This window comes from Paenibacillus aceris (genome assembly GCF_017874035.1).
GTDB classification, from domain to species: domain Bacteria; phylum Bacillota; class Bacilli; order Paenibacillales; family NBRC-103111; genus Paenibacillus_E; species Paenibacillus_E aceris.
In genome coordinates this window covers 512,583-529,620 of record NZ_JAGGKV010000002.1, presented here as the reverse complement: position 1 = coordinate 529,620, position 17,038 = coordinate 512,583, and the positions used below count along the sequence as shown (strand labels likewise).

13 protein-coding genes and 1 pseudogene are annotated in these 17,038 nt (G+C 47.5%); 10 read left to right on the top strand and 4 right to left on the bottom strand.

Features of this window, described 5'->3' with window-relative positions; translation table 11 throughout:
* The first annotated feature begins 23 nt into the window (after positions 1-23).
* The 6 genes and pseudogenes from J2Z65_RS06780 to J2Z65_RS06755 all read left to right on the top strand — a co-directional run bounded on the left by J2Z65_RS06780 (position 24) and on the right by J2Z65_RS06755 (position 7,277).
* On the top strand, positions 24-1,040 hold the full coding sequence (locus J2Z65_RS06780; protein WP_167053420.1) for a LacI family DNA-binding transcriptional regulator: 1,017 nt from the start codon (positions 24-26) through the stop codon (positions 1,038-1,040).
* Positions 1,041-1,059: 19 nt separating this feature from the next.
* Positions 1,060-2,181 carry a glycoside hydrolase family 88 protein gene (locus tag J2Z65_RS06775; protein WP_167053423.1) on the top strand — a complete coding sequence of 374 codons (1,122 nt, stop codon included), beginning with the start codon at positions 1,060-1,062 and terminating at the stop codon, positions 2,179-2,181.
* Positions 2,174-3,325: a DUF2264 domain-containing protein gene (locus J2Z65_RS06770; protein WP_167053425.1), complete on the top strand. Its 1,152-nt coding sequence runs from the start codon at positions 2,174-2,176 to the stop codon at positions 3,323-3,325. Before J2Z65_RS06775 ends, J2Z65_RS06770 begins: the two co-directional genes overlap by 8 nt.
* 140 nt (positions 3,326-3,465) lie before the next feature.
* On the top strand, positions 3,466-5,133 hold the full coding sequence (locus J2Z65_RS06765; RefSeq protein WP_338111560.1) for a PucR family transcriptional regulator: 1,668 nt from the start codon (positions 3,466-3,468) through the stop codon (positions 5,131-5,133).
* Between the two features lie 125 nt (positions 5,134-5,258).
* Positions 5,259-6,374: an alanine dehydrogenase gene (gene ald / locus J2Z65_RS06760; protein WP_167053427.1), complete on the top strand. Its 1,116-nt coding sequence runs from the start codon at positions 5,259-5,261 to the stop codon at positions 6,372-6,374.
* A gap of 130 nt (positions 6,375-6,504) precedes the next feature.
* Positions 6,505-7,277: pseudogene (locus J2Z65_RS06755) on the top strand (YitT family protein).
* Between the two features lie 51 nt (positions 7,278-7,328).
* Here J2Z65_RS06755 and J2Z65_RS06750 read toward each other — a convergent pair.
* Genes J2Z65_RS06750 through J2Z65_RS06740 form a run of 3 tightly spaced genes read right to left on the bottom strand, consistent with a single transcriptional unit; the run spans position 7,329 to position 9,905 of the window.
* Complete coding sequence (locus J2Z65_RS06750) at positions 7,329-8,186, bottom strand: MetQ/NlpA family ABC transporter substrate-binding protein (protein ID WP_167053429.1); 858 nt, start codon at positions 8,184-8,186, stop codon at positions 7,329-7,331.
* Between the two features lie 31 nt (positions 8,187-8,217).
* Complete coding sequence (locus J2Z65_RS06745; protein ID WP_167053431.1) at positions 8,218-8,880, bottom strand: methionine ABC transporter permease; 663 nt, start codon at positions 8,878-8,880, stop codon at positions 8,218-8,220.
* Positions 8,877-9,905: a methionine ABC transporter ATP-binding protein gene (locus J2Z65_RS06740; RefSeq protein WP_167054372.1), complete on the bottom strand. Its 1,029-nt coding sequence runs from the start codon at positions 9,903-9,905 to the stop codon at positions 8,877-8,879. Before J2Z65_RS06740 ends, J2Z65_RS06745 begins: the two co-directional genes overlap by 4 nt.
* A 241-nt stretch (positions 9,906-10,146) precedes the next feature.
* On the opposite strand from J2Z65_RS06740, the gene J2Z65_RS06735 reads away from it, so the two are divergent.
* Together J2Z65_RS06735 and J2Z65_RS06730 are read left to right on the top strand one after the other, a co-directional pair.
* Complete coding sequence (locus J2Z65_RS06735) at positions 10,147-11,808, top strand: hypothetical protein (protein ID WP_167053433.1); 1,662 nt, start codon at positions 10,147-10,149, stop codon at positions 11,806-11,808.
* A 19-nt stretch (positions 11,809-11,827) separates the two neighbouring features.
* Entirely contained in the window at positions 11,828-12,787 is a 960-nt protein-coding gene (locus tag J2Z65_RS06730) for an acetylxylan esterase (RefSeq protein ID WP_167053435.1), read from the top strand.
* 59 nt (positions 12,788-12,846) lie between these two features.
* On the opposite strand, the gene J2Z65_RS06725 is transcribed toward J2Z65_RS06730, so the two are convergent.
* On the bottom strand, positions 12,847-13,050 hold the full coding sequence (locus tag J2Z65_RS06725; protein WP_167053437.1) for a YrzA family protein: 204 nt from the start codon (positions 13,048-13,050) through the stop codon (positions 12,847-12,849).
* 181 nt (positions 13,051-13,231) lie between these two features.
* On the opposite strand from J2Z65_RS06725, the gene J2Z65_RS06720 reads away from it, so the two are divergent.
* Together J2Z65_RS06720 and J2Z65_RS06715 are read left to right on the top strand one after the other, a co-directional pair.
* A complete protein-coding gene (locus tag J2Z65_RS06720; protein ID WP_167053439.1) occupies positions 13,232-14,983 on the top strand; it encodes an ABC transporter ATP-binding protein in 1,752 nt (583 codons plus the stop codon).
* Positions 14,970-16,772 (top strand): ABC transporter ATP-binding protein, encoded by a 1,803-nt coding sequence (locus tag J2Z65_RS06715; protein WP_167053441.1) that lies wholly within the window; start codon positions 14,970-14,972, stop codon positions 16,770-16,772. The genes J2Z65_RS06720 and J2Z65_RS06715 overlap by 14 nt, the downstream gene beginning before the upstream one ends.
* Positions 16,773-17,038 lie beyond the last annotated feature (266 nt).

Here is a 17,038-nt window from a genome sequence, read left to right as displayed (position 1 = left end):
AACAAAACGGAGTTGAAACAGGGATGACCAAGCCCAAACAAGTCACCATTGTAGAAGTGGCCGAAGCAGCAGGTGTGTCGATTGCCACCGTCTCCAATGTGTTGAATCGAGGTGGTATTCGTTCGTCGAAAGAGACGATTCGCAAGGTCGAATTGGCTGCTGAACAACTGGGGTATCGACGCAACACGATGGCAGCGGGTTTAAGCCGCAACAAAACATTTGAAATCGGTCTCATCATACCGGCGCTGACCAGCTACTATGGAACGCTCGCCGAACATTTACAGATTGAAGCGCACAATGCAGGGTACCATTTATCCGTTTTTTCTTCCGGGGGATTCGATCCGGAAATTGAACGGAGACACTTGGAAGTTTTGCTGCAGCGCAGAGTTGACGGGTTGATTTGTCATGGATTAGCCATGGGCTTTGAAACTACTCGCTCGATTGTCAATAGCGGAACTCCCTTAGTGATGATTAACGGTTGGAATTGGCCTGCGGACATTGCGACAGGAGCCGTCAATCTTGGGTTTGCCGGAGCTTGCCGGGACTCTGTGAAAGTGCTTGCTGAACGTGGCTGCGAAGCCATTTGCTACATAGGCAGCAAACGTGCAAAAGTGATTGATGAACAGCGTTTACTCGGCTTCCATGCCGGGATGACGCAATTCGGAAGCGGGATCAAGCATGAAATCGTGGATGCGATGGGCTTGGATGTCGAGTCTTATTTGAACGGTCTCATGCAGCGTCATGCGCAGCCGATAGGCATTGTTGCTTTTGATGATCATGTGGCTTTGAGAGTTTTATCAGCTGCTAATAAACTGCATATTGATATTCCGAATCGATTAAAGCTTATTGGGATTAATAACGAGTATATTGCAAAGGAAAGTTACCCTGGCATATCTAGCTGGGACATTCCTTATCAAGATCAAGCGCTAATGGCGATATCGAAGCTATTGCATAAGTTTGCCGATAAAGCGGACTCTGGAGAAGACCGCGAAATTGAGGTCCCCCTTACTTTTATAGAGCGACAAACAACCAAATTCTAATAAACGGAGTGATTCATTCATGTGGAAACAAGCCATTGAAGATGCTTTACAGAAAACGAAAGCGAATATTGAACGTTTTGGAGATCTATTTCCGCACGTAAGTGAGAATGATGTGTATCATCTGAATCCGAATACGGATTGGACAGACGGCTTCTGGTCAGGCATCTTGTGGCTGGGCTACGAATACAGCGGCGACAAAGCGTTTCAAGAGGCTGCTCAGAAAGCAGTTGCCAGCTTTAAACAAAGATTGGAAGCTAATGTAGCTCTGGACCATCATGATATCGGATTCTTATATTCCCTTTCTTCCAAAGCGCAGTGGATTATTGAAAAAGATGAAAATGCCAAACAGCTTACGCTGCAAGCAGCCGATGTGTTGATGAAGCGTTGGAGACCGAAAGGCCAGTATATTCAAGCGTGGGGTCCTGAAGGCGATGAGCATAACGGGGGACGTATTATCATTGACTGCATGATGAATCTGCCGCTCTTGTACTGGGCTTACGAACAAACAGGCGACGCCAAGTACAAAGAAGTTGCTGTCATTCATGCTGACTTAAGCCGCCGTTATTTGGTGCGTGGCGATGATTCATCATTCCACACGTTTTATTTTGATCAAGAGAACGGTGAACCGCTGCACGGCGGAACTGCGCAAGGGTATAGCGACGGTTCTACATGGACTCGCGGCCAAGCTTGGGGCATTTATGGATTTGCGCTTTCGTACCACTATACGAAAAATCCGCTTTACTTAGAAACAGCTAAACGTCTGGCTCGTTACTTCTTTGACCGCTTGCCGCAGGATGATGTCGTTTATTGGGATTTCAATGCGCCAGTGAACGAAGAAACGAAGCGCGACAGCTCAGCTTCTGCGATCGCTTCGGCTGGTGCGCTTGAATTATTGGAACATTTGGCTGCTGATGATGCAGACCGCGCTTATTTAGAAAATGCGATTCAACGTTCCATGACTGGCCTGGTGAAATCTTATGCAACAATCGGTAAGCCCGATGCACAAGGTTTTATCGAGCGAGGCTCTTATAGTGTGCGCGGCGGAAACGCGCCTGACGACTTCATGATTTGGGGCGATTATTACTACCTGGAAGCTCTGGTTCGTATGGAAAAAGGAATCAAAGGGTACTGGTATGAATAATCAAGCTTCAATCGGCAATACCCGTTCTTACTGGTTGCAAACCATGCTTCGCATTGCAAGTCCTGTCTTGGAAGCATTGGCAGAAAGAAAGCTGCGGGCTACGATGCCCGTTGAAAATAAAAAAGAAGAGCAGCGCCAGTTCTCTCACCTGGAAGCTTTTGCACGAACGCTCGTCGGGATGGCGCCATGGCTGGAAAGTCCTGCGCTGGATGCAGAGGAAGAAAAGCTTCGGACGCACTACGTCGATCTTGTGCGCGCAGGTCTCGATGCGGCGACGGATCCTGAGTCGCCTGATTTCTTGAACTTTAGTCAAGGGTTTCAGCCAGTCGTTGACACCGCTTTTCTGGCTCATGCCATCCTAAGAGCTCCGAACGCGCTGTGGCATGGATTAGATGGCCGCGTACAGGCTAATCTGGTGAAAGCTTTGCAGTCGTCGAGAACGCGCAAGCCGTTCTTTAGCAATTGGTTGTTGTTTGCGGCTATGACCGAAACGGCGCTTCGTTATATGGGTGCAGATTGGGACCGGATGCGTGTGGACTTTGCTCTCAAGCAGCATGAGCAGTGGTACCTCGGCGACGGCATGTACGGCGACGGGCCTGACTATCACGCAGATTACTACAACAGCTTCGTGATTCAGCCGATGTTGGTTGATATTATCGAGCTTGTCCATGGGGAGTACCCGGACTGGGACGCGATGCGTGAGAATATTTTGATCCGCGCTCAACGTTATGCCGCCGTGCAGGAGCGATCCATTTCTCCGGAGGGCACGTTCCCTGTTATAGGTAGATCACTTGCCTACCGGTTCGGTGCCTTCCAGTCGCTGGCCCAGACGGCGCTGCGCCGCGAACTGCCGGTCGGCGTAGCTCCAGCTCAAGTCAGATGCGCGTTGACCGAGGTGATCAAGCGACTAATTGAAGCGCCTGGTACGTTCGATGAAGCGGGCTGGCTGAAGATCGGCCTGTGCGGCCACCAGCCTGAGCTTGGCGAACCGTATATTTCAACAGGCAGCCTGTACTTATGCTCCGCTGTATTTCTGCCGCTTGGCTTGACGGCGAATGATGAGTTCTGGCAAGGGGCAGATGCGCTTTGGACCTCCCAGAAGGTTTGGGCGGGACAAACTGTTGCTATTGATAAAGCCATATAAAATTGGATCTCAAAAAGCGTGCTGTTTCCTAGTGAAACAGGCGCTTTTTTCATGTATACTAAACAACGTTAATTCCCTTTATCCCCAAATAGCCCGAATTAGAGATTGTGGATAACTTTGGTGAGCCAGAAGAAAGAAGCGTGGCGCTTTTGAATGAAAATTATCAGTTAACGGTACAAGAAGTGCTGAGAAGACCGTTCTTTCAGCAAGCCTATATCGCTGCAGGTCAAGAGGGTTTACAGCGTCTGGTGCGCTGGGTGCATATCATTGAAGTGATTCAGTTTGAAGAACTGCTTCAGGGCGGAGAGATGATCCTGACAACCGGAGCCGCCTTTAAGAGCGATACGAAGCTGTTTATGACCTATCTGGAGCAGCTCATGAATAATAATGTGTCCTGCCTTTGCATTGAGATGGGCCATTATTTGAGTTCCGTTCCGCAGGCATGGATCGATGCGGCGGAAGCCAGCCAGCTGCCGCTTATCATTTTCCCTCAAGCGGTGCGGTTCATCGACATTACGCAGGATATTCATGCGCACATCATTAATCAACATCATAAAGCGCTCCAGGATCTGGAGAAAATATCGCGTGAATTTCATCGCATGACGCTATCGTCTCAAGGCGTATCCCACGTGCTAGGGCTTTTGCAAAGCAGTACCAAAGCCCAGGTTATCTATGTGCCACAAGATGGGCAGCCCAAGTTCTTTCCTCAGATGAGGAGCCGAGAATCCGCTCAGTGGCTGGAATATTTGAGCGGCCACCTTGCCACGAACTCAGACTCCAGGCATGCGGGATCTCCCGCCGTCTTCGAAGTCGAAGGACAAACAGTTATTGTGCAGCCTGTTGGCGCCATGGGCAAAACCTGGGCCAATATCATGCTTGTGCTCAGCCGAAAGCCGCAGGAGTATGAATACTTAATTCTCGACTCAGCTTCCTTGTCGATCGCGCAGGATTTACTGCGCAAGCGGTATATGGAAGAGCGGAAATTATATTCACAAACTTTGTGGGTCGATGATCTGCTTCACCTTCGGATTCGTGACGAAGAGCAGATCAAAGTGCTGATCGGCCACGGTTTTAAACAGCTAAACGAGCTGGTCTATCATGTCATTTTGATCGAGTTCGAGCATAAACAAACAGAAGATTATCCCGCTTTAGGTGATGGCGGCGGAATTGAATCTGCCGGCATTCATCTTTCGCTTGCTGCACGCTCTATATTCGAACAGCATACCTTTCATCCCCTTTTAACTTTAAAAAACAACCGGCTTGTTGTCGTAGCTTTTGACAAAACGCCTAAACGTCCGGCCAAAGAGCGCCTGCAGCAAGTATTTCAATCGCTTCAGCTCTTGAAAGCGGAGGAAGAGATGGAGTTGACAATCGGGGTCGGACAAAGCAACCGAAGCTTCATGCAGGCGCACCAAAGCTACCAAGAAGCGCTTCAGGCGATATCGCTTGCTCCGACGCTGCAAAGTAAGGTGCTGTTTTTTGACGAGCTCGGCGTCTTTCAACTGTTGTTTCATATTGCCGATAAGCAAATGCTGAAGTCCTTTGTCCGCACGTATTTGGGGCCGATCATCGACTATGACCACATGAAGGGCAGCGAGCTGCTGCGCACGCTTAAGGTATATCTCGACAATGACGGCTCGAAGCAGATCGCTGCTCAGCAGCTTTTTATCGTTAGGCAATCGCTCTATTACCGTTTGGAGAAAATCGAGGAGCTGCTGGGCGCAAACTACATGCTGCCGGAAAAACGCTTAGCGCTGCAAGTTGGCATCCGTGCCTTCCAGCTGCTGCATCCGGATATAAAATTGTGAAAAAAAATCGGACAGTTTCTTTACAATTTGTCTAATGGAACGAAAGCGGATCCCTCTTATACTTGGAAACATCAAGTAGAGACGGATCCTTTTTTGGATGGATCCCAAAGAGAGGCAGATGCATAATGATTATTGGGGTTCCTAAGGAAATTAAAAATAATGAGTTCCGTGTTGGCATGACACCTAGTTCTGTTCTTTCTTACACAAAAGCGGGTCATGAAGTAAGAGTAGAGACCTCGGCAGGTCAAAGCATCGGGTTTAAGGATGAGGATTACGTGCAAGCCGGAGCATCCATTGTGGCAACGGCTGCGGAAGTGTGGAAGGCTGACATGGTTGTCAAAGTAAAAGAACCGCTGCCGGAGGAGTACGGTTACTTTCACGAAGGTTTGATTTTATATACGTATCTTCACCTTGCACCGGAGGCTGAACTAACGCATGCTCTGGCACGCAATAAAGTAACTGCTATTGCCTATGAGACAATTCAGCTGGACAATGGCAGCCTTCCGCTGCTGACGCCGATGAGTGAAGTGGCTGGCCGCATGTCCGTCCAGATCGGGGCGCATTTTCTGGAGAAAGCGCATGGCGGCAAAGGGATTCTTCTTGGCGGCGTACCAGGCGTTGAGCCAGGTCGGGTAGCCGTCATTGGAGGAGGAATCGTCGGTGCGAATGCGGCCAAAATGGCAATTGGCTTGGGTGCCGATGTGACCATTGTTGACTTGAATCCAGATCGTTTGCGACAGTTGGATGATCTCTTCCAAGGTCGCGTGAAAACGATGATGTCAAGTCCCTATAACATCGCAGAAGTCGTGCGGCGCGCAGATTTAGTTGTCGGCGCCGTGTTGATTCCGGGAGCGCGCGCACCTCGTTTGGTGACCGAAGAGATGGTCAAAACGATGAGCCCAGGCAGCGTGATCGTGGATGTTGCGATTGATCAGGGCGGTTCCATCGAGACGATTGACCGCATCACGACGCATGATCAACCGACCTATGAGAAGCATGGAGTCATTCACTATGCGGTGGCGAACATGCCTGGAGCCGTAGCGCGTACGTCAACTTTGGCGCTTACGAATGTAACGACTCCCTATGGTTTGCAAATTGCCAGCAAAGGCTTTGTGCGCGCAGCATTGGATAATAAAGCTATCGCCAAAGGGATCAATGTAGTTGCAGGCCATGTCACTTACAAAGCTGTTGCGGAAGCACATGGTTATGAATATACGGATGTGTACTCGCTTTTACAGTAATGGGATAAGTTGCACAAGGGCATAATAATCTCACTAGGGTTCTTTTACCAAGGAGGTTATCGTGCCTGTTAAAATTAATGGGGTGAATATACTTGCGATTATCGCCGGTTCTGCAATAATCGCCTTCGGCATGAACTACTTCAATCTGGCCAATGGTCTCGCAGAAGGGGGGATAACCGGGCTTGCACTCTTGCTCAAATATGTGCTGGGGTGGAATCCGGCCTGGTCGAATCTGCTTATTAACATTCCGCTCATTCTCATAGGTTGGAAGTTGCTTGGACGTATCAGCTTCATATACACAGTCATAGGAATGGTGTCTGTTTCACTATTTCTATGGCTGTTCGAGCGCTATTCCATGCCGCTCCCAGATCCCCTTTTAGCTTCTCTCTATGCGGGAGGAATTGTTGGGCTAGGGTTCGGTATCGTGTTCCGTTTCGAAGGGATGACAGAGGGGACGGATATCATTGCCCGCATGTTGCAGAAGCACTATGGGATCGGAATGGCCAAAACGATATTCGCCATCGATTTCATCATCCTGCTTTTATCGCTGATCTACCTTGATCAAACGCGAGCGATGTATACGCTTATTGCTATTATTGTAGGTGCCAGAGTGATTGATTTTGTGCTGGAGGGGGCTTCCGGAGCGCGTGCGGCATTTATTATTACGGCCAAGCCTGAGCAGACAGCAACGGCCATTATGTCTGAATTACAGCGAGGAATTACGTTTCTCGAAGGAAGAGGCGGTTACACGGGATTTCACCGGGAAGTCATCTATTGTATCGTAAGCCGCAAAGAATCATTAAATTGAAATCGCTTGTTCATCGCTTAGACGCCTGCGCTTTTGTCACATTCAGCGATGTGAGAGAAGTCGTAGGGAACGGATTCGCTCAGCACGAGCCGTAAACGCAAAAAAGCTGCACCTCCAGGCAACCTGGAAGTGCAGCTTTTTTCGTTTTAGAACGCAGGAACGATAGCGCCTTTGTATTTGTCTTCAATGAATTTTTTCATTTCAGCGGAGTTCAATTCTTTCGCAAGCTTTTGCATAGCTTCAGAATCTTTGTTGTCCGGACGGGAAACGAGAATGTTCACATAAGGGGAATTTTTATCCTCAATGAACAGAGCATCTTTTGTTGGATTTAAGTTCGCTTGGAGCGCATAGTTCGTGTTGATCAGCGCAAGATCGAACTCACCGATTGTACGAGGCAGCATGGCAGGATCCAGCTCTTTAATTTGAAGCTTTTTGCTGTTTTCAACGATGTCTTTCACAGTTCCTTTAATGCCAACGCCGTCTTTCAACTTAATCAGACCGTTTTTCTCCATCAACGCGAGCGCACGGCCCGCATTGGAAGGATCGTTAGGGATTGCTACGGACGCGCCTTCTTTCAGTTCTGCAGCGGATTTCACTTTTTGAGAATAAGCGCCGAATGGCTCAATGTGCACGCCAACGACTTTTACAAGGTTTTGCTTTTTATCAGCATTGTATTGGTCCAGGTAAGGTTGGTGTTGGAAAAAGTTCGCGTCCAATTGTTTTTCAAACACTTGCACGTTCGGTTGCACATAATCATTGAACTCGATAACTTCCAAGTTAACACCTTGCGCTTTCATTTTTGCTTTCAAGCTGTTCAAAATTTCAGCGTGTGGAACGGAGGAAGCGCCGACTTTTAATGTCACTTCTTTGGCTGGCGTCGTAGCAGAAGGTGCAGCCGACGCAGCAGGAGCTGTGCTGGCTTGATTTTCAGCCGGTTTTTGTCCGCAGGCAGCAAGTGCCAGAACGAAGAATAGGGCAACGAGTGAAACAGTAAGTTTTTTCATTGTAAAATGACCTCCAATAATCAATGATGTCTTATTTGCGGTTGTATTTGGCGACCATTCGATCACCGAGCATTTGTAAAAGTTGAACAAAAATGACAAGGATAACAACAGTGACGATCATAATGTCCGTACGGAACCGCATATAGCCGTAGCGGAGCGAAAGATCGCCAAGCCCGCCGCCGCCGACAACGCCTGACATGGCGGAGTAGGAGAGCAGAGCCACAGCCGTTACCGTCACAGCTGAGATCAAACCCGAGCGAGCCTCCGGCAGCAGAACGCGCCAGATGATTTGCCATGGCGTTGCGCCCATAGATTGTGCGGCTTCAATGACGCCGCTCTCGATCTCGCGCAGCGCGGATTCGACCAGCCGCGCCAGAAATGGCGCGGCGGCGATCACGAGAGGCGGGATCGCGCCTTTCACGCCGATGGTGGTGTGCACGAGCGCTTTCGTGATCGGGAATACCGAAATCATGAGAATAACGAAGGGCACAGAGCGCAGGATGTTCACGATCAGGGAGAGAACTCCGTACAGCGGCAGATTTTGCAGCAGCTGCCCTTTGGAAGTCAGAAATAAGATAATGCCTAACGCTAAGCCGATGATGACTGTGAATAGGAGTGACCACCCCAGCATCACAAGCGTATCGCCTGTTGCTTTTGCAATTTCAGCCCAGTTAATTTCCCAGGTCATATTCATGGGGCAATCACCTCCACATCCATTCCTTCTTGCTTCAGCTTAGCAATTACGGCAGCAATTTCCTCTTGCTGAGCGCCGGATAATTGGACGACTAACTGACCGTAGGGAACACCTTTCATGGAAGAAATAGTCCCCTGCAAAATAGCGAAGGTCACATTCGTCGACTTGACCGTTTCAAACAAGATCGGCTCATACGTTTTCGCACCGATGTACGTAATCCGGATGATCGTTCCTGCCTTGTCCCCCTGCTGTACATTCGAATCGACCGCAGCACTGCTTGTGGCAAAATCAGAAACTTGACCGACAAACTCCTTCGTTACCGGATGCTGCGGCTGAAGAAACACGTCGAGCACTTTGCCGGTTTCGACAATCAAACCTTTCTCCATAACGGCTACGCGGTCACAGATCGCGCGAATGACCTGCATTTCATGCGTAATAAGCAGGATCGTAATGCCAAGCTTCCGGTTAATATCGAGCAGAAGGGCGAGAATCGCATTCGTTGTCTGCGGATCGAGCGCAGAAGTGGCTTCATCGCAGAGCAGAATATCCGGATGATTGGCCAGCGCTCTTGCAATACCGACGCGCTGCTTTTGTCCGCCAGAAAGTTGGTTCGGATATTTGTCCGCATGTTCCTGCAATCCAACAAGTTCAAGCAGTTCCTTAATCCTCGCGCCAATCTCGGCTTGTCCTGTGCCAGCCAACTTCAGCGGAAAGGCGATGTTTTCAGCAACCGTAGATGAAGAAAGCAGATTAAAATGTTGAAAAATCATGCCGATTTTGCGGCGTTTGACCTGCAGTTGTTTGGCGTTTAGACTTGTCATATCTTCGCCATCGATGATAATGCTTCCTGAGGAAGGACGTTCCAGTAAATTTACACACCGCAGCAAAGTGCTCTTTCCTGCGCCGGAGTGTCCGATGATACCGAAAATTTCTCCGCGAGCGATATGTAAATGGATCTGCTGGATAGCGGGTACACGTCCCGGTATATCCTCGTACACTTTTTGCAAGTTATCGATATGAATCAGGATGAATACCTCCTATTCCATGCAAATAATGGTGATTGTATATTTTGACCAACGGTAGATCATTTTATAAGAAATTACAAGACTAAGCAACAGCCAAAATATGAAAAATGAAACTTTCATTATTCATTGACGCTGTATATGTTTGCATATAAACTGAGGTTAAACGTTTCAACTAATCAAGACAGCGCTTTATTCAACAGAGAAAACGCTCTTTTACGATTTTTTCAGGGGGATGATAAATTTGACGAATTTGCAACAAAGACAAAATGAAATCAAATCGAAAGTTGCCACAGCGGCATATAAGCTGCCTTTAATGAGCAGCGGGTTCTTATTTCACCAAGATGTTCGTGATAACTTCTACTACGCATCTTATCTATTTGCAGCATCCCAGGAGCAAGACATTCCGTTTGAAGGAGACCGCCATTCGGCGAAAGAGAAAGCGGAAAGTATTCTTCTGCTTTTACTTGAACTGCAGGACCGAAATGCAAAAAGCCCCACTTATGGTCATTGGCCGCTAAATTTGAGACCAACTCCGCATGAAGCAACGAAAAATACACTCCCAGTGGAATTGATGGGGAGCTTGATGGTTTATTTCTATGAGCGTTACGCGGATGTTCTTAGCGAGTCCTTGCGCAACTCTTTCGAAGGAACGCTTTTCCATATTTATGAGAGCGGCTTCTATCGCAAAAGGGTCGAGCATTTCAATCATCACGAAGCCAAATACACGGCTGCCAAGCTCATTTTCGGACAGCGCTATGAAGATAAAGACTTACTGGAAGATGGCATTGTGAGCTTGCGCCGTACATTGGACCGGGTCACAACGCTTGGAATGTCCGAGTACGGGGGATTGCCATGGTTCTGGCATTGGGTGCAGGCGTTTACATGCGCTTGGCAGCTGATGAAAGATCCAGAGATTAAAGGTGAGCTCGCCCGCTTGTTAGATTACCTGTGGCGTGTTCGCTCGACCTATTATTTAGGAGGCGCATGGGTGGGACCGCATTCCAGGATTTGGCCTCACGACATGCCTAGGGATACGAATGTGCTGCACGATTATGCGCAGTACGGGGATTTCACCCTGCCTGACTCAATGCCACGGACAGAGTATGCCGGTTTTCTAGCATATGAGGCTCCGGTTGATGCCCGGCATCTTGCTTTGAACCGTCAGGTTCCTGTCGAAGTGAAGTCTCGCATTCCCAAACAAGCTGGATTAGCTATCAATGAAGAGGATGTGCTTCACAGCTATGTATTTATCACAGAAAGCTTTGCCGTTGGCGGAATATACGAACGTGTGCTTGAATTTGACAATGAGCAGCACCGCTGGGATGTAGCGCTACCGCTTGATCGTGCGGAAGGAGTCAATCATGCCTATTTTTTCCATCCGGCACCTGGGAATGGAGAAGGAGATTTGCGGCATCAGAGCGAATATTCAGAAGTGTTTTTTCATCGGAGTACGGTCATAGCTGATTATCAGATTCCAGAAAATATTCCCAATCAAATTATTGGCTGCTTGCCTGCAGGAGATTGGGTGGAAGATAAGCACGCTTTGTTTGGCTTATGCGGAGATGTATACATGGCAGTCTATGTGCAGCAGCCGCATCAAAGAGAAGTACTAGCCGACCGTTCCGTAATAACGAGCAGCGGAAATAAGAATGCCGTTGTTTTTGAGTGTATGGACACAAAGGACGCGAAGTCGAGGGGCATTGCCGATCTAAGGAAATTTGCAGATGTAATGAGAAATAAACAACCGGCATACTCTCCTGCTGCGGGAAATGATTACGCTATTCATTACACAACACTGAATGATGATTTACTTGTTTTCAAAAGCGGCCCTAACTCCGAAGCCAGCAGATTTGTAAATGGTCATGCTGCGGATTTCACGGATTATAAGGTCCTTTTAAAATAAAAGAAAAGAGGATATGATCATGCCATTAGTGGATATGCCGTTGGACAAGTTACTTTCCTATGAGGGACGCAATCCCCGCCCAGAAGATTTCGATGCGTATTGGGAGCGGGCCATCGCTGAAATGAAAGCTGTTGATCCGCAAATCGAACTGCGCTCAAGCGAGTTTCAAGTTCCTTTTGCGGAATGCTTCGATCTCTATTTTACCGGCGTTAAAGGCGCCCGAATCTATGCCAAATATATTCGTCCTAAGCAATCATCCGAACCTCATCCAGCGATTGTTCAATTCCATGGTTATTCCGGTAATTCCGGCGACTGGTCAGATAAAGTTCAATATGCAGCCTTAGGCTACTCGTTCTTCTCAATGGATTGCCGTGGTCAGGGCGGCTTATCTGAAGATGTAGGGGGCATGAAAGGGACTACACTCAGAGGTCATATCGTCCGCGGACTCGATGATCATCCGGATCAATTGCTATTCAGGGATATTTTCCTGGATACAGCCCAACTCGCGGGCATTGCTATGAGCATGCCGGAAGTAGATCCAGCGCGCGTAGGAGCCATGGGAGGCTCGCAAGGCGGCGCTTTGACGATTGCATGTGCTGCACTGGAGCCACGCATTAAGCGTTTAGCGCCCGTGTATCCTTTTCTTAGCGACTATAAGCGTGTATGGGAGATGGATTTGGCGAAGGACGCTTACCAAGAGTTGAAGGACTTTTTCCGCCGTCATGATCCGCAGCATAAGCGTGAAGAAGAAGTTTTCACCAAGCTGGGCTACATTGATATCCAAAATCTAGCGGGGCGGATCGAAGGGGAAGTCATGATGGCTGTAGGCTTAGCCGATACGGTATGCCCGCCTTCTACGCAATTTGCCGCTTATAACAAAATCAAATCACCGAAAAGCTACGAGCTGTATCCGGATTTCGGTCATGAAGGCTTGCCTGGCTTTAACGATAAAACGCTCCAGTTCATGCTGGGCTTATAATGCAAAAAATGACTCTCTCATCGATAGGATGGGAGGTCATTTTTATTGTTTATCTGTTTTTACGCTTTAAAATGGACGACGGCGCTGTAAAGCATTTTACCTGCGTTCGGATCAAAAGTGGTGTGATGCTGAATGGCGTAGACGCCCAGCATAAGCGCTTTATTATTATCAATCTGTTCGTTAATGTGCTTCTCGAGCGTTTTTAAGTCATAGGCTTGAAAAAACTCGATTTTATTTTCAATGCGATCCAGTATAAAGTCCATGCGATTTATCCTCCCAGGCAACATATGTGGAAATTAGATGACTTCTCTATTATAACGTCAATATCTGATATAGGAAGTGGCTTTGAATAGGCGTATACTGTAGGGGGATACATGGCAAGGTCCAAAAGTTCCTTCGGAATACTAAATATTCCAGACAACAAGTACTAGGAAGTGATGTCGTTTGAAGTCAACAAGGTTATTAATTGATTTCCTAAAACTGAAATGGCCGTTGTACATCGCAGCAGTATTGTCAATCTCCGTGGGAAATATCGTTCATTCGTACTACCCGAAGCTTCTGGGCGAATTTACCGATCATCTTCAGCAAGGGGGCTTGAGCAAAGATTTAATTGTCGGATACAGCTTGAAGCTCTTGTTAATCGGTGTTACTTTCGGTGTTTTGACGGCGATCGGCCAGTATTTGATTATGCGGAGCGGCAGACGCTTCGAGTTCGTAGCAAGAAACCGTTTGTTTGATCATTTCACACAACTAGGGGCTACTTTTTACTCCAAAAACGGTGTCGGCAAGCTGCTGAGCTATGTCATGAACGATGTGACCGTTATTCGGGAGTCCATTTCGATGGGGATTAACCAAATTACGAACTCGGCGATTTTAATTATTGCTGTCGTGCTTACCATGCTGTTCAGTTCAATTCCGCTGTATTTAATTCTCGTCTGTATCTTGCCATTATTGATCATTCCCGTTCTGACCGTGAAATTTCAACCTGTTATTAAAAATCGTTCCCTGCAGGTACAAGAAGCATTAGGCAAAATGACCGAGTCAGCCGAGGAGCAATTCGGCGGCATCCGAGTAGCGAAAAAGTTCGCGGTAGAACCGATCATGATGGGCAGATTCGGCGCCACGGTGGATCGGATTCGCGACAATCAGTTAAGATTGGTACGTCTTTCGTCCCTATTTGAAGCACTTATTCCGTTTCTGGGCGCAATATCGCTGATTATCGCGATTGCATTTGGGGGCTATTTGACGATTCAAGGGCGGATTACGATCGGAAATTTTGTTGAATTAACGCTGTACATAAGAATGATGGTCAACCCGCTTCAACAGATCGGCCGCGTGATCAATGCCATGCAGCGTTCCAAAGCGTCGCTTGAGCGCATCAATGAACTGCTTAATTTGAAATCTGAAATTGTGCAATCGGAACTGGCCCAGCCTTCTCATCTTGATCAAGAGGGCATTCGGATTGAGCACTTGTCCTTTGCCTATCCGGACGATGAGGATGAGGTGCTCCATGATATCTCATTGACGATTGAACCGGGTAAATCCATAGGCATTATCGGCAAAACAGGAAGCGGCAAGTCGACGCTCGTTAAGCTGATGCTGAGAATTTATGATCCTCCTGAAGGAACCGTTTGGATCGGCGACACGGACATTCGGGATGTCACTTTAGAAAGCTTGCGCAATCAAATCGCTTATGTGCCGCAAGAGGGATTCTTGTTCTCCACAACCATTCGAGACAACATCGCTTTCTATAAAAGGGAACTGCCGATTGAGCAGGTAGAGCGCGCTGCCAAGAATGCGCAGATTCTGAACAGTATCACGTCCTTTCCCGAAAAGTTCGAAACGAAGCTGGGGGAACGAGGGGTTACCTTATCAGGCGGTCAACGCCAACGAACAAGTCTGGCCAGAGGCATTATTAAGGATTCGCCGCTCATGATCCTTGACGATAGTGTAAGCGCTGTAGATTCAGTGACGGAGAAGCATATTATCGACACGATTCGAAAGGAACGATCCAACAAAACGACCATCTGGATCGCACATCGGATTTCGGCGTTAAAGCATACGGACGAGATCATTGTGCTTCACGAAGGGCGAATCGTACAGCGCGGCACACATCAAGAACTTATTGCGCAGGAAGGCTTGTATGCAGAGCTTCATGCGATACAGGAAGGGGGCAGCCACGATGTCGCGGAGTAAAGAGAGCAGCAATAAGGAACAGCAAGCGACAAAAACGTCCTTCAGGGCCTTATCCGTCTATGCCAAACCGCACAAGTTTACATTTGCAGCTGTATTGCTATGTGCATTACTGGGCATTGCCGCAGATTTGTTTCAACCTTATCTCGTGAAGATCGCGATAGATGATAATTTGATGATCGGGAAAAATGATTATCACGCGTTGCTGCTGATTTGCCTGTTCTATGTAGGACTTTCGGTGAGCTCTTTATTTTTCAGCTACTTGCAGAACAACTTGCTGCAGTTTGCAGGCCAAAGCATTGTGGCCAAAATCCGCAAGGATTTGTTCCAGCACATTTTCAAACAGTCGATGTCCTATTATGACAAAACGCCGAGCGGCAGTCTGATTACGCATGTATCCAGCGATACGGAGACACTGAATCAGTTTTTCACACAAGTTCTGTTAAGTCTCATGCGCGACGGGATGACATTAATTTTTATCATCGTGCTGATGTATCACCTGGATCCTACCCTAACGATGTACAGCATGATTGTAATACCGATCATCGCACTTATTGCTATAAGCTTTCGCAGATATATGCGCAAAACGTACCAGCTTTCCAGGACACGGCTGTCCCAAATGGTCGCATTTGTGGCTGAAAATTTATCCGGTATGCATCTCATTCAAGCTTTCCACCAAGAAAATGAACAAATGAAACGTTTCACGGATCGCAATTTAAGCTACTTCCAAGCAAATTTGCGGGAAATCCGAACGAACGTATTATTTAACCGCTCCTTCGATATTTTGGGGAATTTATCGGTTGCATTCATTACGTGGATCGGAGGCATGGCCGTTTTCGATAAAACGATCGAGTTCGGAGTCCTCTATGCGTTTATTACGTATATTCGACAGTTTTTTCAACCGATTAATAATATCACCCAGCAGTGGAATACACTCCAATCTACGACAGTGTCAATGAATCGGATATGGAACATTTTCGCCACGCAGCCGGAAGTGAAGGATAAAGAGCAAGTGAAAGAGATCCCGCTCACTGCGGTAAAGGGAGAGATTCACTTTAACCATGTGAAGTTTGGTTATTTAAAAGATATTGCTGTTCTTGAAGATCTTGAGCTGCTCATAGAGCCTGGTGAGATGATCGGGATAGTAGGTACGACAGGTGCCGGCAAAAGCTCGCTAATATCCTTGCTCTGCCGCTTCTACGATGTGCAGGAAGGAAGCATCCGGATTGATGGTACTGACATTCGGGATATCCCGCAGGCTAATTTACACCGGATGGTTGGATTGGTCCAGCAGGAGCCTTATTTATATGCTGGAAGCATTCTCGATAATGTGCGTATGTTTGATGAAACCATTGCGCCGGAGGATGTCATCAAAGCCTGTCAATTGGTTGGAGCGGACAGTTTGATTACAAGGCTGAAGGATGGGTACGAGACGCGCATTTCAGAAAGAGGAAGCGGCTTATCCGCGGGCGAGAGACAGTTGATTTCATTCGCACGGATCATCGTATTCCAGCCCAAAATATTGATTCTGGATGAAGCGACGGCGAATTTGGACTCCCAAACTGAGCAGTTGATTCAGACCGCGCTGCAGATCGTTGCCGAAGGGAGAACTACGCTTGTCATTGCCCATCGGATCTCGACGATTATTCATGCCAATCGCATTCTGGTCATGAGTCAAGGTCAAATCGTTGAAGAAGGGAATCACTCGGAATTACTTGCGCTTCATGGTTACTACGAGCAGTTGTATCTCCACTCCCAAGGGAGTATGGACGCAGCACAAACCATTTCATAAAGTGAATATACCCAAAAAGCTTTGTCATGGTTCCGATAAGGAACCTGTGACAAGGCTTTTTTTGTCCTATTATTCTACCATTGGTTATTAATGGGTGGTTAATCAACTATATAACAAAAGTACTATTTAATATAAACAATTGGTAAATTGTGTTGTTATATTTATTTTACTGTACTATACTAATGTATAAAAATGTAAGCTTTATGTCGACTTATGTCGAAGGAGGGGGTTTTTCCTGCAGTTTTTCATCGTTTGCTTTAAAAGAT